This window comes from Arthrobacter silviterrae, assembly GCF_011045165.1.
GTDB lineage: Bacteria > Actinomycetota > Actinomycetes > Actinomycetales > Micrococcaceae > Specibacter > Specibacter silviterrae.
Window position 1 is genome coordinate 66,350 of the sequence record NZ_JAAKZI010000007.1, and the last position, 21,347, is coordinate 87,696.

The window sequence follows — 21,347 nt, forward strand, 5'->3', positions numbered from 1 at the left end:
CTATCCCTTCGCGGGGGCGGTGCTTGTTGGTGCGGTGCCTGTCGGCGCGGTGCTTGCCGCTGAGGGCGTCGTACTCGGGACCACGTCGCCGGGTCCCACGCAGCTGCGGACCTGTGGCAGCTTGGACACGGCACTGGACAATTGGGCCAGCACGGTGCGGTCCGGAGTCTTTTTAGGGTCCAGCAGCACCTGGACGGCCGGATCACGGCCGTAGCTGGTCAGCGTCCAGACGGGGTCGCCCTGCTGGAGCACCCAGTCCACGCCGTTGACCGTGGCACACGGATCGGTGGTCGGCCCGAGGGGTGGCACGCCGCACCGCAGGATGATCTGGGAGGGATTGCCCCAGGCGGCCGTGGCCTGGCTGGAGGTGGTGCGGCGCGCGGCGTCCGCCAGGGAATCGGGCAGGGCCACCATCATGGGTGCGCAGGCAGGATTGTTGGAGTCCTTGGCCGCGGACACCTCCACGGACGGGGCGCAGCCGGTCAGCGCGACCAGGGCGCCGACGGCAAGAGGCACAGCAATCCGCCAGGACAGGGAATTCAAAGGCATGGACCAAGCCTAGTCCGTGAAACTGGGAACACCGCCACCCAAGATCACCGCTTGAATACCGCGCAACTGCCCAGCACGGAGGAAGCGGAGGGAAAGCCATTCAACCGTTCTAACCGGGGTAACTCAGTGTCCTGTCCGCAAGGGCCCGGACGCCCATTGGTCAATCAGGCCGTTGTGCTGGCCCAGCGTGGGGGCGGGGGAGGGTGCCACCGAACCGGTCAGGCGCAGCGGCGAGGCCAGGGTCCGGAAGCCGTCCGACTCCGTGGCCACCGTGCCTCGGTACTCCGAATGCTCGCTGTCCAGCGCCTCGTTCACGCTGTACACCTTGGACGCGGGCACCTGGTGGGCGGACATGAGCTCGAGGGCCTCGTCGTCGGTGAATTGGCTGAGGGCCTCCTCCAGTGCGGCCCGGAACTCCACCGGGAACTCGTTGCGGCGGGTTTGCTCGCTGAAGCGCTGGTCCTCCAGCCACTCGGGCCGGTTCAGCGCCTCGGTCAGGCGGGGGAACAGGCGGTCTCCGGCGATGGCAATCGCGATCGAGCCGCGCCCGGTCTGGTACGTGCTGAACGGCGTGGACATGGCGTGGTCGTTGCCGCACGCTACCGGCTCCTCGCCGTGCAGGGCGCGCATGCCCACGGATTCCAGCACGGAGATCAGGCTATCCAGCATGGCAACGTCAATGTGCTGGCCCCGGCCCGTGGTGTGCCTCTCGTTGATGGCGGCCAGCGCGGCGATGGCCCCGTACAGGCCCGGAATGACGTCTCCGATGCTGATGCCGATGCGCGTCGGGTCGCCGCCGCGCAGGCCGGTGATCGACATCAGCCCGCTCATGGCCTGGGCGATGAGGTCGTACGCGGGCGCCTTCTGCAACGGCCCGTCCTGGCCAAAACCGGAAATGCTGACGATGATCAGGCGCGGGTTCTCCTCCAGGAGTCGTGCTGGGGACAGGCCCAGGCGTTCCATGACGCCCGGACGGAAGTTCTCGATCACCACGTCGGAGCGCCGGGCGAGATCCAGCAGGCGGCCGCGTTCGGCTTGGTCCTTAAGGTCCATGGTGACGCCGAACTTGCTGCGGTTGAAGAGCCGGTAGTAGGCGGACTCGCCGTTATACCAGGGGCCGAAGTGGCGGGAGTCGTCGCCGTCGGGACTCTCCACCTTGATGACCTCGGCTCCCAGGTCGGCCAGGATCATGGCACAGAACGGGCCTGCCAGGACGCGGGAGAGATCCAGGACGCGTAGGCCCTCAAGCGAGCCAGGGCGCCCCAGTCCCAGGGCGGGGGAGTGGGGGTCTGTCGCGGAGGGGGAGGGCATGGTAGCGGTCCTTTAAGTAAGTGGCGGCCCGGCCGTCCGGGAGGGCTTACCCACTATCCGACCACCGAAACATGGGTCGCGGCACTTTACGTCCCGGCGAAGTATCTGTGATCACAGACAAACGGCGCTGTAGCATGGTGTGATGAACTCGCCCCAGCTGCCGGCGCAGGTCCCGGCCGCCAAGAACGTCCTGTCCGTGCTGCGCTACGTGGCAGCCCAGGCCGGCCCGGTGGGTGCAGCCGCCATTGCGCGCGACGTGGACCTGCCCCGTTCCACCACCTACCACCTGTTGGCGGCGCTGGTGGAAGACGGCTTCGTGGTTCACCTGCCGGAGGAGCGCAAGTACGCGCTGGGCGTGACCGCCCACGAGCTGGGCACGGGCTACTCGCGGCAGGCACCGCTGCAGCGCATCGCCCGCTTCCCGATTGCGCAGCTGGTGGCCCGCACCAGGCGCACTGCGCATCTGGCCGTCATGCACGGACGCGAGGTTATCTATGTGATCGAGGAGCGTGCCAAGCGCCAAAGCGAACTGGTGACCGATGCTGGAGTGCGCCTCCCTGCGCACCTCACCGCCAGCGGACGGGCAATGCTGGCGTCCATGCCGGCGGCACAGCTGGCGGCGCTCTACCCGGGGCCGGAGGCGTTCCCCACGCGGTACGAGAACGGGGTCCATTCGGTGGAGGCGCTGAACGAGCTGCTGGCCCGCATCCGCGAGCGTGGATTTTCGTGGGAACAGGACGAGGTGACGGACGGCTTTTCGAGCCTGGCCGTGCCCGTGCTGGACCGCAGCGGCTACGCGTTAGCCAGCGTGACGCTGACGGTGGCCAACCGGCCGACGCTGTCCACGGCGGCCGCCGCTCGCCATGCCGCGGAAGGCACGGTGCCGGAGCGCACCGTGCAGCTGGAAGACCTCGCCAGTCAGTGGCTGCCCGAGGTCAAGCGCTGTGCTGCGGAGATTTCCCGGAGGCTGCGGCCGAGCGGATAGAGTTTTTGGTGCACATGGTTTGTGTATGTCATCGGCAGATTCCGCGGCAGATGCGTGACATGCCGTCATTGGCCCGCGGCCGCTAGGTAGTGTGGCGATTACACCACCCGCAGCGGCAGCCCGGCCGCGACCCTGGCCACGGAGGATTCCCTCCATGACGGTTGCCAGCATCCAGGCCACTGCCCTTGAAGAACTGGGGGCCGCGCCAGGCGCCAAGGTCAGCACGGACTCCGAAGTTCTCGCGTCCCGCGGCCACGACAGGTCCCACCTGCCTGGGAGCCGCCCCTGGCAGTGGTGCGGTGCTCCGGCACCGCAGACGTGTCCGCAGCCCTGCGGATCTGCCACCGCCACAGCATACCCGTGGTGCCGATCGCAGCAGACACCGGCCTGGAGGGCGGCGCCAACGGCTCCGCGGGGACTGTCTGCCTGGACCTCTCCGGCATGGACAGGATCCTGCGGATCGGGGCGAAGGACTTCGACGCCACGGTGCAGTGCGGCGCCATGAAAAGCGCCCTCAATGCCGAGCTTGCCGCGCACGCGCTGGCCTTCCCCGTGGGGTCCGGCGTGGATGCCGGGGTGGGCGGCATGGCCTCCACGGGGCCAATGTCAGCACGGCGGTGCGCTACGGCACCATGAAGGAAAACGTGCTGGACCTGACGGCGGTCCCGGGCGCCGGAACCTTAATCACCGCAGTAGGCCCCTCGCGCAAGTCGGCGGCAGGCTACGACGTCACTCACCTCTTTGTCAGTGCCGTTGGAATGCTGGATATACTGACGGAGGTGACCCTGCGTGTCTACGAGATTCCGGAGGCAACGGCCGTGCCAATCTGTTCCTTCCCCGCGCTGGGGGACTGCACGGCTGTGGTCCAGGCCACCCTGGAACGCGGCGTCCCCATATCCCGGGTTGAGCTGCTGGACAGCGTCACGGTGGATTTAGGGAACCGCTATACCGGCTTGGGTTTGCCCGTCATGCCGACGCTCATGTTTGAATTTGAAGGCTCCCCGTCCAGCCTTGCCTAGCACGGCGCCGCCGTCCGCAGTCTCGCTGAAGTGCACGACGGCGTGGCTGGGACTATGCCGACACCCCCGAACGCATCGGCCGGATCTGGCGCGCCCGGCACGACGTCCTTCCCCCCTACGCCGCACAGGTTCCCGGACCCAGCACCTGGTCAACCGCTGTGTGTGCCCACCTCGCAGCTGACCAAGTGCATTGCCCTGACCCAGGAAGACACCGAAGTCCACGGCGTAATGGCTCCCATTGTGGGCCACGTGGGCGACGGCAACTTCCACCTGGCGTTCGTGCTGCCGCCGGGCGACACTGCGGGGGCCGCCGTCGACGCGAGGTTGGTAGAGCGGGCCCTTGCCATGGGCGGGACCTCCGCCGGCGAAAACGGGATGGGGCTGGGCAAGGTGGCCTCTCTTGCCAAGGAACACGCCTCGGCGCTGCCCGTCATGGCAGCGATCAAGAACGCGCTGGATCCCCGGGGAATTCTCAACCCCGGCAACGTGCTGGCCCTGCCCTAATCGCGGGTGCTCAAAAAGCCGGGGCCGGCCCAGTGTGGACTGTGCCGGCCCCGGCTTTTGTGTTCTTCAGGCTCGAGCGGTTAGCGACCTTGGCCGGCGGCCAGCCATGCGTCCACGCCGCGAAGGACGGCCGCCTCTGCCTCCCGCGAGCCGACCGTGACGCGCACGCCCTCGCCCGCAAAGCAACGCACGCTCACGCCCTCGGCGAGACAGGCAGCCTCCAGGGAACCGGAGCCGCTGCCCACCGGCAGCCACAGGAAATTGGCTCCGCTGTGCGGCACATCCAGCCCGCGCAATGCGAGTTCCGCGGAAAGCGCCGTGCGGACCAGGATGGGGTAGGCCTCATAGTTGCGCCAGGCAAACACCACTTCCGTTGCCGGACCCGTGAACGCCGCCAGCAGCTGCTGGAGCACGGCGAGCGAGCCGGCCCCCGCAACGGGCTGCGCCGGGTCCACGGCCAGACTGCTGGCCAGGGCGGCAATCAGGGGATCCCCCTGCAGCGTGGGGTATTGCTGGCACTGCCGGGCCGCCCGGTCCACGGCCGCAAGGACCGCGGCCGACGGCGGAAGGAAGGACTCGTTGGACGACGCCCGCCACCGGGGCTGCTCCGTCCCGCCCGCCTTGGAATAGACGGGGGGACGGCCACGACCGCACGGGGTTCCGGCGTTTAGCGGTCCTCGGTCTCGACAGGCTCGACCACCGGACGTGCCGCCGTTTGCGAGATCATGCCGACGGGGAATTGACGGGTTCGGCTGCCGCGGTCTCCTCGATCGGGTAGACCATCTCCGCGGGAGGGCGCTGGAATTTCCGGGCAACCGGGTAGTAGACCACGGCCGTGACCACCAGGCCCACCAGCCACGAGATGTCCGCGCCGCCCAGCAACGGGGTGATGGGCCCGGTGTACATGGACTGTGCGAGGAATGGGACCTGGACGACCACGCCGAGCAGGTAGGTCAGCAGGGCCGGCACATTCCAGGCACCGTAGCGGCCCTTGGGGTCGTAGAGCGCTGGGACGTCGACCTTCTCCTTCGACACCAGCCAGAAGTCGACCAGGTTGATGGAGCTCCACGGGATGAAGACCATCAGGAGCAGCAGCACAAAGTTCTTGAAGTTGGAGATGAAGTCCGCCGAGGCGGCAATGGCGATGATGACGGAAACGGCAATGAAGCCGATCACGTAGGCGAAGCGCACCCACGGGGCGAACCGCAACTGGCGGGTGAACGCGCTGACAGAAGTCAGGATGGTCATGTAGCCACCGTATGCGTTAAGCGTGTTGACGGTAAGCTTGCCCACTACAACGACCAGGTACAGCAGGATGGCAATGGCGCCGCCGCCTGACAGCTCGCCCACAAAGGCCACCTGCCCGTCCAGGAACTCGTGGCCCTTGGGCATGGCGATCGCGGCAAACAGTGCGCCGAGCGTCATGGACCACTGCGCGCCCAGCACGGAGCCGGAGAAGCAGGAAAGGAAGGTCCGGCCCGCCGGGGTGTTCGCCGGAAGGTAACGGGAGTAGTCCGCCACGTAAGGCCCGTACGTTAGCTGCCAGCCGGCGCTGAGGGAGATCGCCAGGAGGAACGTGGGGAAGGCGAAGCCGCCCACCCCCAGGACGGCAACGACGTCGTGCTTAAGGAACAGCTGGACGGCCAGGTAGCTGAAGCCGAGGATGCCCACGATCGTGGAGATGCGGCCAAGGGCGTGGATGTACTTGTAGCCCAGCGTGGCCACGAGCACCGTCAGGGCGCCGAAGATGATGACGCCCACGGCCGGGTGGCCCGTGGGGATGATCTGCCCCACGGCCTGCCCGGCCAGAACGGCGCCGGTGGCCGCGAAGCCCAGGTACATGATGATGACCAGGACGAGCGGGATGACGGCGCCGAACACGCCGAACTGGGCCCGGCTGGAGATCATCTGCGGCATGCCGAGCTTGGGTCCCTGCGCGGCGTGCAGGGCCATGACCGTGCCGCCGAGGATGTTGCCGATGAACAGCCCGATGATGCCCCAGAAAGCGTCCGAACCAAAGATCACGGCCAGGGCGCCGGTAACGATCGCCGTGATTTGCATGTTGGCGCCGAACCACAGCGTGAACTGGCCAAACGGCTTGCCGTGGCGCTCACCGTGCGGCACGAAATCAATGGAGCGGCGTTCTATTACCGGCCCTGACTTCTTTACTGTTTCAATCCTTGACATGCGGTTCCTCCGATGGAATTTGTGGCGCAAAAGCTAATCCATCAATCTGAGCACGGCGGGCCGAGTCGCGGTGATCCAGGCCACTAATCTAGTCTGTGATCACAGACAAAGCGGCAAATGGTGCCGCCCGGTCCATTTTGCCGGCGCGCGGCGGCTATGTTCGATGGACACCCCTTCCTCTCCCTTTTCTGTTCCGAAGGAGCACTCCCATGAGCGAAACCCGTGCGCTGCCCTATGTTGACGGCGACTTCTTCTTCTTTGAAAGCCTGCTGCCCGCTGGCGAGCTGGCCCGCCTGAACGAGATCCGGGACTGGATGGAGGCCAATGTGCGCCCCATCTCCCGCGACTACTGGAACCGCAGCGAATTCCCCAAGCACCTGATCCCGGAGGTTGCCAAGCTGGACATGATCAGCCCGGTTCGCCGTCAGGGACACTCGCACCTGTTGGCCGGCATGGTCACCGCCGCCATCCACCGCGTTGACGCCTCCTTCGGCACCTTCTTCAGCGGCCACGACGGCCTGTTCACCGGTTCCATCGAGCTGCTGGGCTCCGAGGAGCAGAAGGCTGCGTGGCTCCCCGACATCTACGCGCTGCGCAAGACCGGCGTGTTTGCCATCACCGAGCCGCTGGCCGGCTCCGACGTGGCGGGCGGAACACAGACCACCGCCGAGCGGCGCGGTTATTCGTGGGTCCTCAACGGCCAGAAGCGGTGGATCGGCAATTCCACATTCTCCGACTACGTGATTGTCTGGGCCAAGGACGTGGCGGATGGCCAGGTCAAGGGCTTCCTGGTGGAAACCACCACGCCCGGCTTCAAGGCGACCCTGATTGAGAACCGGATCGCACTGCGCGCGGTCCAGAACGCCGACATAGTCCTGAAGGACGTCGCGGTGCCCCACTTCAACAAGCTGGCCGGGGCCAACAGCTTCCGTGACACCAACAAGGTGCTCAAGACCACCCGTGCCACGGTGGGCTGGCAGGCCGTGGGCATGCAGCTGGCAGCCTTCGACGTGGCCCGCAAGTACGCGGTGGAGCGCCACCAGTTCGGCAAGCCGATCGCCAGCTTCCAGCTGATCCAGGAGCAGCTCGTCACGATGCTCTCCAACGCCCAGGCGTCGATGGGCATGATGGTGCGGCTGGCGCAGATGGAGGACGCCGGGACCACGCGCAACGAGCACTCCGCGCTGGCCAAGGCATTCGTGACCAAGAGCATGCGCGAGACCGTGGCGCTGGGACGCTCCATCCTGGGCGGCAACGGCGTGTCGGTGGACTACGAGATGGCGAAAATCTTCTGCGACGCCGAGGCCATCTACACCTACGAGGGCACCTACGAGATCAACACCCTCGTGGCCGGGCGCGCCATCACGGGGATCGCTGCGTTCGTGTAACGGTGCCTCCGTGAAACAGCACGGCCGCAGTGACTGAGAAGCCCGTGGCACGGGACATCGCCACCCCGGCGAGGTTGAACAGTGCCGCTCCGCCTTCGACTGACGGCCGCCCAAGGAGGGATCCCGGCATCGTGCATCAACGGAGGGGCCATTGTCTTGAATCACAGACACCATGGTTGCCGCGGACCTAGGAATGCGGCGTCTGTGGGGGTTGGATGGAACTAAAGGAAACCCCACCGAACCCTATCGCTGACTAAAGGAACACATCATGGCAACGATGCATGACCCCTCCCGCACCATCCGCGCGGCCCGCGGCACCGAACTCACGGCCAAGTCGTGGCAGACCGAGGCGCCGATGCGCATGCTCATGAACAACCTGGACCCCGAAGTGGCCGAACGGCCCGAGGACCTGGTTGTCTACGGCGGAACGGGCCGCGCAGCCCGTTCCTGGGAAGCATATGACGCCATTGTGGCCACGCTGAAGACGCTTGACGACGACGAAACCCTCCTGGTGCAGTCCGGCAAGCCCGTGGGCGTGTTCCGCACCAACGTCTGGGCACCGCGCGTGCTGCTGGCCAACTCCAACCTGGTGGGGGACTGGGCCACCTGGCCGGAATTCCGCAAGCTGGAGGCCGAGGGGCTGATGATGTACGGCCAGATGACGGCCGGCTCCTGGATCTACATTGGCACCCAGGGCATCCTGCAGGGCACGTTCGAGACCTTTGCCGCGATCGCTGAGAAGCGCTTCGGCGGCACGCTGGCCGGCACCCTGACCTTGACCGGCGGCTGCGGCGGCATGGGCGGCGCCCAGCCGCTGGCCGTCACGCTCAACGGCGGCGCCTGCCTCATTGTGGACGTCTCGGAGGAGCGCCTCAACCGCCGCGTGGGCAAGCGCTACCTGGACGAGCTGGCCCCCGACCTGGACACCGCCCTGGCCCGGGTCCTCGAGGCCAAGGCCAACAAGACCCCGCTGTCCGTGGGTGTCGTGGGCAACGCCGCCGACGTGTTCCCGGCCATCCTGAAGCGCCACCAGGCGGGCGAGTTCACGGTGGACATCGTCACCGACCAGACCAGCGCCCACGATCCCCTCTCCTACCTGCCCACCGAATATTCCGTGGAGGAATGGGCAGCCGAGGCCGAGAGCGATCCCGAGGGCTTCACCAAGAAGTCGCAGAACGCGATGGCCCGCCACGTCCAGGCCATGGTGGAATTCCAGGATGCCGGCGCCGAGGTGTTTGACTACGGCAACTCCATCCGCGACGAGGCCCGCAAGGGCGGCTACAACCGTGCCTTCGAGTTCCCGGGCTTTGTTCCGGCCTACATCCGCCCCCTGTTCTGTGAGGGCCTGGGCCCGTTCCGCTGGGTGGCACTTTCCGGCGATCCCGAAGACATCCGCGTCACCGACGAAGCGCTGAAGGAACTGTTCCCCGACAACGCCCACCTGCACCGCTGGCTCGACGCCGCGGCGGAGCACGTCGAGTTCGAAGGCCTGCCGGCGCGCATCTGCTGGCTGGGCTACGGCGAACGCGCCAAGGCCGGCGTGCTGTTCAACCAGCTCGTTGCTGACGGCAAGGTGAAGGCGCCCATCGTCATTGGCCGCGACCACCTCGACTCCGGTTCCGTTGCCTCCCCGTACCGCGAAACCGAGGCCATGAAGGACGGCTCCGACGCCATCGCCGACTGGCCCTTGCTCAACGCCATGCTCAACACCGCCTCCGGCGCCACCTGGGTGTCGATCCACCACGGCGGCGGCGTGGGAATCGGCCGTTCCATCCACGCCGGCCAGGTCTCCGTGGCCGACGGCTCCGCGCTGGCGGCCGAGAAGCTCCAGCGCCTGCTCACGAACGACCCCGGCATGGGCGTGATCCGCCACGCCGACGCCGGCTACGAGCGCGCCATTGACGTAGCCGCCGAACGCGGCGTTCGGATCCCCATGCAGGAGCAGTAACCCCCCTGCACCGACGGCGTGCCAAGCTGGCGGCGGCGTGTGAAACTTCACACGCCCCGGACAGCCTGGCACGCCGTCGGCGTTTCACGGCTCGGCACCGGCAGCCGCCCGGAGTCAGGGCCTTCGCGTCAGCGGGTCCATTCATACGGCGTGGTGGTGGACACCTTGACCAGCCCGGAGCGTTCCAGGATGGGGCGGGAGAATTCCGTCGAGTCGCTGTGGACCAACGTTTTGCCCATGGCCAGCGCCGACCGGGCCCGGGCCGCCGTCAGCGCGCGGTAGATGCCGCGGCCGCGGAACTCCGCCAGCGTTGAGCCGCCCCAGACACCGGCGAAATCCGTCCCGGGCACCGGTTCCAGCCGGCCGGCGCTGACCATCCGGCCGCCGAGCTCGGCCACCCACAATTCCATGCCGTCGTTGCGGGCCAGGCGGGCCAGGAGGGAATCCGCCCTCCGGGTGCTGGCGGGCTCGCCAAATGCCTCGTCGGCCATGGCGCTCATGGCCCGGACATCCACCTCCGCGGAAACCTTGCGCAGCGTCACCCCGGCCGGCACGGGGGCGTCCGCGCACAGCCCCGCAAGCGGCCCAACCATGATGGATTCCGGCTCGCCGGGCGTGAATCCGTTGGCAAGCAGTGCTTCGTGCAGGCCCGGCGCCTTGTCGTGGCCGCGCGTTTTCCACTCGACTTCCGTGATGAACGGGTCCGCAACAAAGTGCGCCAGCGCGTCCACCACCAGGGCCGCGATTTCCATGCGGCCGGCGCCGGCGAAGTTCCGGTACGTAATAAATCCCTGGCCGCCGGCGAAAGTCACCAGCCGCAGCGGCCCCAGCTCCGTGACGTTCAGGGCGCTGGGTGTTTCCGCGTCCGTCCGGAGCTGGCTGTCATAGGCCTGAAGGTACCGCTGCGCATCAGTCATCCCCCACATCCTCACAGCCCGGCGCACGTGGCGCAAGCAGGCGGCGCCCGTCCGGCAAATCCATCCTGAGGATGACAATCCTTGTCACACCCAGCCGCTAGGGTTAAACCATGACCCTCACCGTGGACCAACTCTCCGAATCCGAGCTGCTGGCGCGCATTTTCCCGCGCCTTCCGGCCGGCACGTCCACGCTGCTTGGACCCGGCGACGACGCCGCCATCATCTCCGCCCCGGACGGCCGCACGGTGATCTCCATCGACACCCAGGTCCAGGACAAGGACTTCCGGCTCGCCTGGCCCAACGGCTATGCCACCACCGGCTTCGACGTCGGCTGGAAGGCGGCGGCCCAGAATCTCAGCGACATCAACGCCATGGGCGCCGTGGCCACCGCCATGGTGGTCAGCCTCACCCTCCCAGGCACGACGCCGGTGGGCTGGGTTGAGGGGCTGGCCGACGGCCTGGGTGCCGCGATCGCCGCGCTGGGTGCGGAATCATGTTCGGTGGCCGGCGGGGACCTTTCCGGCGGCTCCGAAATAGTCGTGACGGTGGCAGTCACAGGATCCCTGGAAGGACGGGAGCCTTTGCTGCGCAGCGGTGCACAGCCTGGCGACATCATCGCGGTGTGTGGAAACCTGGGTTTTTCGGCCGCAGGCTGGGCGCTGCAGGAAAGCAGCATCGGGGCCGGCAGCCAAACGACTGCGCTGCAAAAGGCCGCGCGGCTTTTCAACCGCCCGGAGCCGCCGCTGGAGGCCGGACCCGCAGCGGCCGCGGCCGGTGCCACGGCCATGATGGACATTTCCGACGGACTGCTGCGCGACGCCGCGCGCCTTGCCGCGGCCAGCGGCACCCGGCTGGACCTTAACGGCGTCGTTCTTGGAAGGGAAGCGGAAAAGTTGTCCGAATGCGGCCGGTTGCTTGGCCTTGACCCCCTTCAATGGGTCCTCACGGGCGGGGAGGACCACGGCTTGTTATCCACATTCCCAGCAAATGCCGTGCTGCCTTGCGGGTTCATTGGGATAGGCTCGGTACTGTCCGCAGGCGGCGGCCGCCCGGCCGTGTCCATCGATGGACGGAACTTCAAAAGCGTCGTGGACGGCGCCGTGGGATGGGATCATTTTGCAGTCTAAGATTGCCGCAACCGCCCCCGTCATACTGCGCTGGCTCGTGATGGCGGAACGGACACTGGCCAACCACAGCGACCGGCTCAACGCGATCAACATTTACCCGGTGGCCGACGCCGACACCGGAACCAACCTCTACCTCACGGTGCGTTCCGCCGCGCAGGCACTGGCCGCCGCGGAGCCGGGGGACGTGGGCGCCTCCATGGCCCTGGCCGGGCGTGCCGCCATGGAACAGGCCCGGGGGAATTCCGGGACCTTGTTTTCGGTGTTCCTCAGCGCCATGGCCGAACCCCTGGCCGGGGCCCAGCGCCTGAACGGCCCGCTGCTGGCCGCCGCCCTGCACCGCGCCCAACTGCGGTCCTGGAGCGCGTTGAGCGAACCCATGCCGGGCACCATCCTTTCGGTGCTGGAGGCGGCGGCACGCGGCGCCTCCGACGTGGAATCCACCCTCAACGGCGACGACTCCAACGTGGCCCTGGTCCGCACCCTTGACGGCGCCGTCTGTGCCGCACGGCAGGCAGTGGCGCTCACGGAATCCCAATTGGACATCCTCACCAACGCCCATGTGGTGGACGCCGGCGGGGTTGGCCTGCTGCTGATCCTCGACTGCCTGCGCTCCGTGGTGGTCGGCGAACCGCTGCAGGAGGACCTCCTCGACGGCCTCTCCGGCTACAAGGTGCAGGACCCCAACATTGCCCTGACCATGCCGGAACAGTCCGGCGTGGAGGTCATGTGCACGGTCAGCCTGACACCGCTGGCCGCGGCGGGCCTGCGCATGCAGCTGGACGAGCTGGGGGACTCGGTCATCATGAGCGCAGTGTCCGAAGAAGCCGACGACGCCGGCGCCTACCCGTGGCGCGTCCACGTCCATGTGCCGTCACCCGCCACCGCGCTCGACGCCATCCAGGCCGTGGGTGATCCAAACAACGTGAGCATCTCCCAGCTGAGCCCAAACGCCACCGAAGACGCCCATGACCTCCTCTGACCCCACTGCCGACCTCGGCCTGCAACTGTCCCGCCTGGTGGGGGCGGCCACGGCCAAGGCCGTGGAAAAGCACTTGGAGATCACCACCGTGGGGCAGATGCTCCACCAGTTTCCGCGGCGCTATCTGGCCCGCGGCGAACTGACCGACCTAGGCCAGCTGCAGCTGGACGAGGACGTCACCATCCTGGCCAGGGTGGTGGCGCTGAACACCCGGTTCATGCAAACACGCAAGGGCACCATCAGCGACGTCGTCATCACCGACAACTCCGGCCGGCCGTCGTCGCTGGTGATCAGCTTCTTCAACGGCTTCAAGGCCAAGAAGGAACTTCAGCCGGGGGTGCTCGCCATGTTTTCCGGCAAGGTCTCCGCCTACGGCGGGCACAAGACGCTGACCAACCCGGGCTACGTGCTGGTGGCCGACGACGAACTTGCCGAGCACGAGGCCGAAGTGCAGTCGGCGCGGCCCGTTCCGATCTACCCGGCCACCGCCAGTTTCCCGAGCTGGAAAACCGGCAAGATCATTGAAACCCTGCTCCCGGCCCTGGACCTGCACCGCATTCCGGACCCCGTTCCGGCCACGATTGCCGCCCGGGAACGGCTCATGCCGCTGGCCGACGCCTACGAGCAGATCCATTGTCCGGACACCATGGACGACTTCCCGCGTGCCAGGCAGCGCTTCCGCTACCAGGAGGCCCTGGCCCTCCAAACGGCCCTGGCCCAAAAGCGGTTTGAGGCGGTGCAGCAGGATGCCACCGCCCGGCCACCCGTGCCTGGTGCACTGCTGGACGCCTTTGACGCCCGCATCCCCTACACCCTCACCGCCGGACAGCAGGAGGTTGGCGATCTGGTGGCGGCTGAGATTGCGGGCGGGCACCCCATGCAGCGGCTGTTGCAGGGCGAGGTCGGTTCCGGCAAGACGGTGGTTGCCCTGCGCGCCATGCTCCAGGTGGTCGACGCCGGGGGGCAGGCTGCATTCCTGGCCCCCACCGAGGTTCTCGCCGCCCAGCACCTCCACTCGGTCATGCTGCTGCTGGGCCCGCTGGGGCAGGGGCCCCTGCTGGGCGGCCCGCACGCCACCTCCGTGGTGCTGCTGACAGGATCAATGCCCGCGGCGGCCCGCAAGAAGGCCTTGCTTGCGGCAGCCTCCGGCGAGGCTGGAATTGTGATTGGCACCCACGCGCTGTTTTCGGACAATGTGCAGTTTGCCGACCTGGGGCTCATCGTGGTGGATGAACAGCACAGGTTCGGGGTGGAGCAGCGGGACACCCTGCGCTCCAAGGCCGCCAAGCCCCCGCACCTTTTGGTCATGACCGCCACCCCCATACCCCGCACCGTCGCCATGACGGTCTTTGGCGACCTGGAGGTTTCCGAGCTGACCGAACTGCCCCGCGGCAGGGCCCCCATCGCCACCCACGTGGCCCCGCTGGCCGAGCACCCGTCGTGGGAATCGCGGGTCTGGGCACGGGCCCGCGAGGAGATCGACGCCGGACACCAGGTGTATGTGGTGTGCCCCAAGATCGGCGACGGGGACGCCCCCGGTGGCGGGGCAGCGAGCTCTGCGGGTGGTCCCGGTGGTCGAGCAGCGAGCTCTGACGCCGCCGGTGGTCGAGCAGCGAGCTCTGCGAGCGCGTCGAGACCAGGGGCCCCCGACGACGACCGTCCCATGGCTGGTGTGCTCGACGTGGTGCAGTACCTGAGGGGCGTTCCCGCGCTGTCGGGCAAGCGCATCGAGGCACTCCACGGCAGGCTCGATTCCGCCGACAAGCAGGGCACCATGGCCACCTTTGCCGAAGGCGGGATTGACGTGCTGGTGGCCACCACCGTCATTGAGGTGGGCATGGACGTGCACAATGCCACGCTGATGGTGGTCCTGGACGCCGACAGGTTTGGCATGTCCCAGCTGCACCAGCTGCGCGGCCGGGTGGGCCGTGGCGGTCACCCGGGCACATGCCTGCTGGTGACGGGGCTGGAACACGGGCACCCCAGCCGGAAGCGGCTTGACGCCGTCGCGGCCACCACCGATGGATTCGTGCTGGCCCGGGAAGACCTGGAACTGCGGCGTGAGGGTGACATCCTGGGCGCCAGGCAGTCCGGAGGGCGCAGCGGCCTGCGCATGCTCAGCGTGCTCCGCGATGAGGACCTCATCGGGCGGGCGCGTGCTGACGCCGCGGCCATTGTGGCCGCTGACCCGGAATTGGACTACCACCCGGCACTAAAACTTGAAATCGAAACTTACGTCAATGAACAGAATGAGGCCTTCCTTGAACGCGGCTAGCAACACCCCCCTGACTGCGGAACGCCCATGAGCCGGATCGTTGCCGGGGCAGCCGGCGGCACGGTGCTGGTGTCCGTCCCGGGCGATGCGACACGGCCCACCACCGACCGGGTGAAGGAGGCGCTTTTTTCGCGCCTGGAAGCTATGAACATGCTCTCGGACTCCCGCGTGCTTGACCTGTACGCCGGCTCGGGCTCGCTAGGCGTTGAGAGCGCCAGCAGGGGGGCCAAGTCAGTGGAACTGGTTGAGTTCAACGAGAAGGCGGCCGGCGTGTGCCAGCGCAACGCCGAACTGGTCAACAAGGTGGTCGGATCCAAGGTGGTGAAGGTCCAGCGCTCGCGGGTGGAGACCTTCCTGGCCCGCGTGGCGGAGGCTGGCGTGGACCAGTGGGACCTGGTGTTCATGGACCCTCCCTACCCCCTGACGGAACCGGAACTCTCACTCGTGCTGGATTTGCTGGGCCCGCGGCTGAGCCCCTACGCCGTGGTGGTGGTGGAGCGGTCCTCCAGGACTCCCGAACCTGACTGGCCGGCGTCCATCGAACTGTTCGCGGAAAAGAAATACGGCGAAACCCGCCTGTGGTTTGCCGAACCTGCCGGGCAGTAGGAAAACCACGCTCCAGGCCTACACATTCGGGTGCCTGCACCGGGTCAATTCCAAGCATCGGCGCGTAGCGTTGATCGGATCAGGGCGGCCCGTTTCGGTGGAGGCGGACACCGTTAGACGTGCAGGACCTGGAAAGGAACGCGGTCATGCAAATATTGTTGGCATTCCTTCCCCTCATCGTCATCATTGCGGCGGTGGTGGTGCTCCTGGTGGTGGTCCGGGTGGCCGTCAAAATGATGTGGCAGGTGGCCGAGCCCAACGAGGCCCTGATCATTTCCGGCTTTTCCCGCGGCCGGCCGGCCACCTCCGACGGCATGGACTTTCGCATTGTGACCGGCAAGGGCGCGTTTGTAGTTCCCGGGCTGCAAACCGTCAGGCCCCTGTCCCTGACCTTGAACGAGACCGAACTGCAGGTCAACTGCGTCACCTCCCAGGGCATTCAGGTGGTGGTCCAGGGCGTGGTGATCTTCAAAATTGGGGACTCGACACCGTTCATCGCCAACGCGGCACGGCGTTTCCTCGGGCAGCAGGCCAAGATGGAAAGCCAGGTGTACAACGTCTTTGAGGGGCATCTGCGCTCGATCATTGGCAGCATGACGGTGGAGGAGATTATTCGGGAGCGGGACAAGCTGGCATCCCAGGTCCGCAGCGCCAGCGGAACGGAAATGGAGAAGCTGGGGCTGGTGGTCGATTCGCTCCAGATCAAGGACCTTGAAGATCCCACGGGGTACATCCAGAACCTGGCAAAGCCGCACATCGCCCAGGTGAAGATGGAGGCCCGAATCGCCGAAGCCACACGGAACCGGGAGGCTGCCGAGAAGGAGGCCGAAGCGGCGTCGCTCATTGCAGACGCGCAAAGCGTTTCCGCCATCAAGCAGTCCGCCGCCGCCGCGAACGCCGAACGCGCCCGGGCGAACGCTGCACAGGCGGGCCCGCTGGCGGACGCCACGGCGCGCCAGCAGGTGGTGGTGCAGGAGACCCAGGTGGCCAAGCTGGAGGCGGACCGCGAGGAGCAAAAGCTGCAAACCACCGTCCGCAAGCCGGCCGACGCCCGGGCCTACGCACAGCGGACCGAGGCCGAAGCCCAGAAGGCGGCGGACATCAGCGCGGCCGAGGCCCGCGCCCGGAAGACCGAAGTTGAGGCGCAGGCCAATGCGACGGCGGCGGCGGCCATGGCAGGCGCCACGCGCGTCACCGGCGAGGCCGAGGCGGCGGCGACGAAGGCACGCGGGGAGGCAGCGGCGTCGGCCATCAAGGCGAAAGCCCTGGCCGAGGCGGACGGCATCAAGGCCCGGGCGGAGGCGCTCGGCACCAACCAGGAGGCCGTCATTTCCCAGCAGCTGGCGGAAAACATGCCGGCCATCGTGGCCGCGGCTGCCGAGCCCTTCGGCCACGTGGGCCAGCTGACGGTCCTCAACGGCGGCGACGGGGTCAACGAGATGGTGGGCGGCATCCTGGCCCAGGTGGGCAGCTACCTGCCGGCCCTGACCGACTCCCTGAAGAAGGGCAGGGGCGATGGCCGGCAGCCGCCCCAGCCGTAGGGACATGGACCGGAGCCTGACCGGACGGATTGGCCGGGTGTCCGGCCACGTTGGCCCGGGGACTGTGGGGGAGGTGATGGTCCCGTTCCAGGGCGGCACCAGGGCGTTTTTTGCCCATCCCTATGACGGGTCCAGTGACTACCCCGTGGGGGAGCGGGTGCTCGTCATGTATTTTGAACCCCCGCAGACCGTCTACGTGGAGCAGCTCCCGGACTTCCTCCGCGAGGACGCCTGAAAGCCTAGCCGGCGAGCCCGTCGAGCTCCAGGCCGCTGAGCACTGTGGCCGGGTGCGGGCCCGCCGCGACGAGTGCCTGGGACCATTCTTCCGGCCAGGCACCGTCGCGGCCCATCAGGATGATGTTGCCGGGAAAGCGGCGGCTAAACAGGCTGGTGGTGCCGTACGCCGCGACGCCGGCCATGGCCGAACGCAGTGCCCGCACTTGGCTGGAAACCAGCGTAAACCCGGGCTCGTCGCCCACATTGACCAGCAGCACCCCGCCCGGCGCGAGCACGCCCGCGGCCTCCCGGTAAAACTCCGTGCAGGCCAGGTGCGCGGGCGCGTCCGGTCCGCTGAAGATGTCAAGAATGACGACGTCGAACTCAAGTCCCGCGGGCAGCTCGCCGAGCGCTTCGCGGGCGTCGCCCACATGGCCGGTGAGCAACGTCCCGGCCGGCAGGGGGAGCTGTTCAAGGACAAAGTCAAGCAGTTCGCGTTCCAGCTCCACGGCATGCTGGACCGATCCGGGGCGCGTGGCCTGGATGTAGCGGGCCAGGGTCAGGGCACCGGCCCCCAGGTGCAGCGCGGCAACAGGCTCACCGGCGGGCTTGACCAGGTCCACGGCGTTGGCAATGCGGCGCAGGTATTCGTAAAACACATCCCCAGGGTGCGCCAGGTTGACATGTGACTGCTCGGCGTTGTCGATGCTCAACACAAACGCATTCGCATGCCACGGATCGGGATCGATCGTGGCGTGGACGCCGCTGGCGCCCAGGAACCTGCTGGCCAGGACCACTACAGCCTGTCCTTGAGGGTGGCGAGGCGTTCGGCGGCCTGTTCCAGCAGCGCTTCCTTCTTGCAAAACGCGAACCTCAGCAGCGAGCGCGTGCGCCGGGCGCCTTCGGGGTGGCAGAACACGGGGACCGGGATCGCCGCCACGCCCACCAGCTCCGGCAGGCGGCGGGCCAGCGCCGTGGCGTCGGTGATGCCCAGCGCGGATGTGTCGGCGTTGATGAAGTAGGTCCCCTGGGGCAGGTACACGTCCAGGCCTGCGGCGCGCAGTCCCTCGGCCAGGATGTCCCGCTTGCGGGCCAAGGTGGCTGCGGCGCCGGTGAAGAACTGCTCATCCATGCGCAGGCCGGCGGCGATGGCACTTTGGAACGGCGTGCCGGAGGAGTACGTCAGGAACTGCTTGACGGTGCGGGCGGCGGCAACCAGTTCCGCAGGCCCCGACAGCCAGCCCACCTTCCAGCCTGTATAGGAAAACGTCTTGCCGGCGGAGGAAATGGTCAGCGTGCGGTCCGCGGCACCGGGCAGGGTGGCCACGGGTATGTGCCGGGGACCAAACGTCAGGTGCTCGTAGACCTCATCGGTGAGGATGACGGCGTCGTATTTGATGGCAAGGCGCACCACCTCCGTGAGCACGGCCTCGGGGAACACGGCGCCGGTGGGATTGTGCGGGTTGTTGATGATGACCATCTTGGTGCGCGGGCTGAAGCTGTCTTCCAGGGTTGCCAGGTCCGGCATGAAGTCCGGGGCCAGGAGTGCGGCGGTGGTGTGGCGGGCGCCGCTGAGGCCGATCATGGCGCCGTAGGAATCATAGAACGGCTCAAAGGTGAGGACCTCGTCGCCGGGGCCCGTCAGTGACAGGACGGCACTGGCAATGGCCTCGGTGGCGCCGGTGCTGATGATGATTTCAGTTTCAGGATCCGGCGTGAGGCCGTAGAACCGCTCCTGGTGTTCGGCCACCGCGGTGCGCAGCGACAGGAGGCCCTTTCCGGGTGCGTATTGGTTGTGTCCCGCAGCGATGGCGTCCTGGGCCATGCGGCCCAGCTCGGCCGGGCCGTCCTCGTCCGGGAACCCCTGGCCCAGGTTGATGGCGCCGTGGCGGGCGGCCAGCGTGGTGATCTCCTCAAAGATCGTCACCCCCAGGGAGCCGTCGGGGCCCAGAAGGTTGGCGCCCTGCGCGGTGCGCTGCCATGGCGTGCTCATTGCTGCTCCTTGCTGGCCGTGAGGCGGCGCGGCCGGTGAAAAGTCGCCTTCACCTGACAACGTTACCTGCAGCGCGCTGCGGGCCGGCGGCTACCGGCCCGTATGGTGGACATTGGCGGCCAATGCCGGGACATGGCTGGGGCCTGGTCGTCTTGGCGGGGTTCATCGGATAGATTCATGGCATGCGACGCGCCGTCTGCCCAGGGTCGTTTGATCCGATCCACAAGGGGCACATTGAAGTCATTGCCCGTGCCACCGGCCTCTTTGACGAGGTGATCGTGGCCGTTTCCACCAACTATGCCAAGACGTACAGGTTTTCCCTGGTGGAGCGACTTGAAATGGCGCGGACCACTTTCTCCGCACTGTCCGGGATTGTGGTTGAACCGATGGGCGCGGGGCTGCTCTCCGACTTTTGCCACTCGCACGGTGTATCAGCGATCGTGAAGGGCCTGCGGTCCTCGTCCGACTTTGACTATGAGCTGCCCATGGCCACCATGAACCGCCAGCTTTCCGGCGTGGAGACCGTGTTCCTGCCGGGGGACAGCCGCTACCTGCACCTGTCCTCCACCCTCATCAAGGAAGTCCACTCGCTGGGAGGGGATGTTGCCGACTATGTGCCGCGGGCCGTACTGCGCCGCTTGCAGGGCGACGTGGGTCCGGACACCCGGCCGGTGCCACTGGTTCCACCGAGCCTGTAGCCTGGTCTCCCCGGGACCAACTGCCGGTCGCAGCGCAGGCCGGCCCTCCGGCGTCGTGCATGGTGAGAGTTACATCACCCGGGACGCGGCACCGTCATGTCGACGCCCGGCCGCGCCCTGCAGTAGACTGGACAAGGCCGAATTGGCCCGGTGACGCACGTTTTGAAGCCTATGGTTATTCGCGATAGGATGGTGCGTCGGTCCTATGTTCACTCAGGAGTTCTCATTAGCGCAACCACGTTGGGCAACAAGTCCAACCATGGCACGCCCCTCACCATTGGTGTCAGGGAGCTTGGGCGAAGCCCGGGCAGCATGTGGACCCTGAAGGAACAAGTACCTGTGCCGGAGGATTTCGGCACCCCGCTCATTGGCGCGACGCCCGGATCCGAATTGGATCTGGAACTCCGTTTTGAGGCCGTTCATGAAGGAATTCTCGTCTCGGGAAGCGTGTTGGTCGATCTGACCGGCGAATGCTCCCGTTGCCTTGAGGCCTTCGAGGAAGACCTTGAAGTCAATGTGCAAGAACTTTTCTTCTACGAGGAACCCGAACAGGGCCTTGACGAAGAGGAAGATCAGCAACGTTGGGTCGAGCACGATTCTATCGATCTTGAACCGGTGTTGCGGGACGCAGTGGTAACCGCCCTGCCGTTCCAGCCGGTGTGCCGGGAAGACTGTGAGGGCCTGTGTTCCGAATGCGGAATACGCCTTGCGGATGAGCCGGGGCACCACCACGAGATCCTGGATCCCAGGTGGGCTGCCCTACAGGGCTTAACCGGCGAAGAAAACTAGCAAATCAAGTTTTTTCGTGTTGGCACGTGCCGCACGTTATCGAGAGAAAAGAGTTTGCCGTGGCTGTTCCCAAGCGGAAGATGTCCCGTGCCAATACGCGCGCACGCCGTTCCCAGTGGAAGGCCACTGCGCCGAACCTGGTCAAGACCATCGAAAACGGCCAAGTTGTCTACAGCCTGCCGCACCAGGCGCGGGTTGTCACCGACTCCGCCGGCACCGCCCTGTTCCTGGAGTACAAGGGCCGTAAGGTTGCCGACGTCTAAGACGTCCGTGCGGCCGGCCGGCCGCCCGTTCACTGGTTAACAATTTTTGCAG

General features: G+C 66.9%; 22 protein-coding genes. 15 read left to right on the top strand and 7 right to left on the bottom strand.

Features of this window, described 5'->3' with window-relative positions; all coding sequences use genetic code 11:
* Positions 1-549 carry a DUF3515 family protein gene (locus tag G6N77_RS05990; RefSeq protein ID WP_165181117.1) on the bottom strand — a complete coding sequence of 183 codons (549 nt, stop codon included), beginning with the start codon at positions 547-549 and terminating at the stop codon, positions 1-3.
* A gap of 123 nt (positions 550-672) precedes the next feature.
* Complete coding sequence (locus tag G6N77_RS05995) at positions 673-1,860, bottom strand: CaiB/BaiF CoA transferase family protein (protein WP_165181118.1); 1,188 nt, start codon at positions 1,858-1,860, stop codon at positions 673-675.
* A gap of 142 nt (positions 1,861-2,002) precedes the next feature.
* Here G6N77_RS05995 and G6N77_RS06000 point away from each other — a divergent pair, with 142 nt between their 5' ends.
* The 4 genes from G6N77_RS06000 to G6N77_RS06015 all read left to right on the top strand — a co-directional run bounded on the left by G6N77_RS06000 (position 2,003) and on the right by G6N77_RS06015 (position 4,368).
* Complete coding sequence (locus tag G6N77_RS06000; protein WP_165181119.1) at positions 2,003-2,845, top strand: IclR family transcriptional regulator; 843 nt, start codon at positions 2,003-2,005, stop codon at positions 2,843-2,845.
* Positions 2,846-3,139: 294 nt separating this feature from the next.
* Positions 3,140-3,481, top strand: a complete 342-nt coding sequence (locus G6N77_RS06005) for an FAD-binding oxidoreductase (RefSeq protein WP_338083808.1) — start codon at positions 3,140-3,142, stop codon at positions 3,479-3,481.
* On the top strand, positions 3,478-3,864 hold the full coding sequence (locus G6N77_RS06010) for an FAD-linked oxidase C-terminal domain-containing protein (RefSeq protein WP_165181121.1): 387 nt from the start codon (positions 3,478-3,480) through the stop codon (positions 3,862-3,864). The genes G6N77_RS06005 and G6N77_RS06010 overlap by 4 nt, the downstream gene beginning before the upstream one ends.
* A gap of 162 nt (positions 3,865-4,026) precedes the next feature.
* Positions 4,027-4,368 (top strand): FAD-binding oxidoreductase, encoded by a 342-nt coding sequence (locus G6N77_RS06015; protein ID WP_165181122.1) that lies wholly within the window; start codon positions 4,027-4,029, stop codon positions 4,366-4,368.
* 80 nt (positions 4,369-4,448) lie between these two features.
* On the opposite strand, the gene G6N77_RS06020 is transcribed toward G6N77_RS06015, so the two are convergent.
* Both G6N77_RS06020 and G6N77_RS06025 read right to left on the bottom strand, forming a co-directional pair.
* The gene (locus G6N77_RS06020; protein WP_205678040.1) at positions 4,449-4,907 is read right to left on the bottom strand and encodes an aminotransferase class I/II-fold pyridoxal phosphate-dependent enzyme; all 459 of its coding nucleotides are present in this window, start codon (positions 4,905-4,907) and stop codon (positions 4,449-4,451) included.
* A 184-nt stretch (positions 4,908-5,091) separates the two neighbouring features.
* Positions 5,092-6,555, bottom strand: coding sequence for a purine-cytosine permease family protein (locus G6N77_RS06025; protein ID WP_165181123.1), 1,464 nt, complete (start codon positions 6,553-6,555; stop codon positions 5,092-5,094).
* Between the two features lie 209 nt (positions 6,556-6,764).
* On the opposite strand from G6N77_RS06025, the gene G6N77_RS06030 reads away from it, so the two are divergent.
* Together G6N77_RS06030 and hutU are read left to right on the top strand one after the other, a co-directional pair.
* Complete coding sequence (locus tag G6N77_RS06030; RefSeq protein WP_165181124.1) at positions 6,765-7,943, top strand: acyl-CoA dehydrogenase family protein; 1,179 nt, start codon at positions 6,765-6,767, stop codon at positions 7,941-7,943.
* A 268-nt stretch (positions 7,944-8,211) separates the two neighbouring features.
* Entirely contained in the window at positions 8,212-9,891 is a 1,680-nt protein-coding gene (gene hutU / locus G6N77_RS06035; protein ID WP_165181125.1) for a urocanate hydratase, read from the top strand.
* A gap of 128 nt (positions 9,892-10,019) precedes the next feature.
* Here hutU and G6N77_RS06040 read toward each other — a convergent pair whose 3' ends face one another.
* Positions 10,020-10,808, bottom strand: a complete 789-nt coding sequence (locus tag G6N77_RS06040) for a GNAT family N-acetyltransferase (protein ID WP_165181126.1) — start codon at positions 10,806-10,808, stop codon at positions 10,020-10,022.
* Between the two features lie 110 nt (positions 10,809-10,918).
* Between G6N77_RS06040 and G6N77_RS06045 the strand changes: the two genes are divergently transcribed.
* The 6 genes from G6N77_RS06045 to G6N77_RS06070 all read left to right on the top strand — a co-directional run bounded on the left by G6N77_RS06045 (position 10,919) and on the right by G6N77_RS06070 (position 17,571).
* Positions 10,919-11,935 (top strand): thiamine-phosphate kinase, encoded by a 1,017-nt coding sequence (locus G6N77_RS06045; RefSeq protein ID WP_165181127.1) that lies wholly within the window; start codon positions 10,919-10,921, stop codon positions 11,933-11,935.
* Positions 11,936-11,957: 22 nt separating this feature from the next.
* Positions 11,958-12,914 carry a DAK2 domain-containing protein gene (locus G6N77_RS06050; protein WP_165181185.1) on the top strand — a complete coding sequence of 319 codons (957 nt, stop codon included), beginning with the start codon at positions 11,958-11,960 and terminating at the stop codon, positions 12,912-12,914.
* Positions 12,901-15,189 (top strand): ATP-dependent DNA helicase RecG, encoded by a 2,289-nt coding sequence (locus G6N77_RS06055; RefSeq protein WP_165181128.1) that lies wholly within the window; start codon positions 12,901-12,903, stop codon positions 15,187-15,189. Before G6N77_RS06050 ends, G6N77_RS06055 begins: the two co-directional genes overlap by 14 nt.
* 27 nt (positions 15,190-15,216) lie before the next feature.
* Entirely contained in the window at positions 15,217-15,795 is a 579-nt protein-coding gene (gene rsmD, locus G6N77_RS06060) for a 16S rRNA (guanine(966)-N(2))-methyltransferase RsmD (RefSeq protein ID WP_165181129.1), read from the top strand.
* Between the two features lie 146 nt (positions 15,796-15,941).
* Entirely contained in the window at positions 15,942-17,336 is a 1,395-nt protein-coding gene (locus G6N77_RS06065) for an SPFH domain-containing protein (protein ID WP_165181130.1), read from the top strand.
* A 4-nt stretch (positions 17,337-17,340) separates the two neighbouring features.
* Positions 17,341-17,571 carry a hypothetical protein gene (locus G6N77_RS06070; RefSeq protein ID WP_240901722.1) on the top strand — a complete coding sequence of 77 codons (231 nt, stop codon included), beginning with the start codon at positions 17,341-17,343 and terminating at the stop codon, positions 17,569-17,571.
* 4 nt (positions 17,572-17,575) lie between these two features.
* On the opposite strand, the gene G6N77_RS06075 is transcribed toward G6N77_RS06070, so the two are convergent.
* Complete coding sequence (locus G6N77_RS06075) at positions 17,576-18,349, bottom strand: spermidine synthase (RefSeq protein WP_306986911.1); 774 nt, start codon at positions 18,347-18,349, stop codon at positions 17,576-17,578.
* Positions 18,349-19,545, bottom strand: a complete 1,197-nt coding sequence (locus G6N77_RS06080) for an aminotransferase class I/II-fold pyridoxal phosphate-dependent enzyme (RefSeq protein ID WP_165181131.1) — start codon at positions 19,543-19,545, stop codon at positions 18,349-18,351. The genes G6N77_RS06075 and G6N77_RS06080 overlap by 1 nt, the downstream gene beginning before the upstream one ends.
* Before the next feature lie 182 nt (positions 19,546-19,727).
* Here G6N77_RS06080 and coaD point away from each other — a divergent pair, with 182 nt between their 5' ends.
* From coaD to rpmF, 3 genes are all read left to right on the top strand, one after another.
* Positions 19,728-20,243: a pantetheine-phosphate adenylyltransferase gene (gene coaD / locus G6N77_RS06085; RefSeq protein ID WP_165181132.1), complete on the top strand. Its 516-nt coding sequence runs from the start codon at positions 19,728-19,730 to the stop codon at positions 20,241-20,243.
* A gap of 312 nt (positions 20,244-20,555) precedes the next feature.
* The gene (locus G6N77_RS06090; protein WP_165181188.1) at positions 20,556-21,032 is read left to right on the top strand and encodes a YceD family protein; all 477 of its coding nucleotides are present in this window, start codon (positions 20,556-20,558) and stop codon (positions 21,030-21,032) included.
* A gap of 59 nt (positions 21,033-21,091) precedes the next feature.
* Positions 21,092-21,295 carry a 50S ribosomal protein L32 gene (gene rpmF / locus G6N77_RS06095; RefSeq protein WP_165181133.1) on the top strand — a complete coding sequence of 68 codons (204 nt, stop codon included), beginning with the start codon at positions 21,092-21,094 and terminating at the stop codon, positions 21,293-21,295.
* The last annotated feature ends 52 nt before the right edge of the window (positions 21,296-21,347 follow it).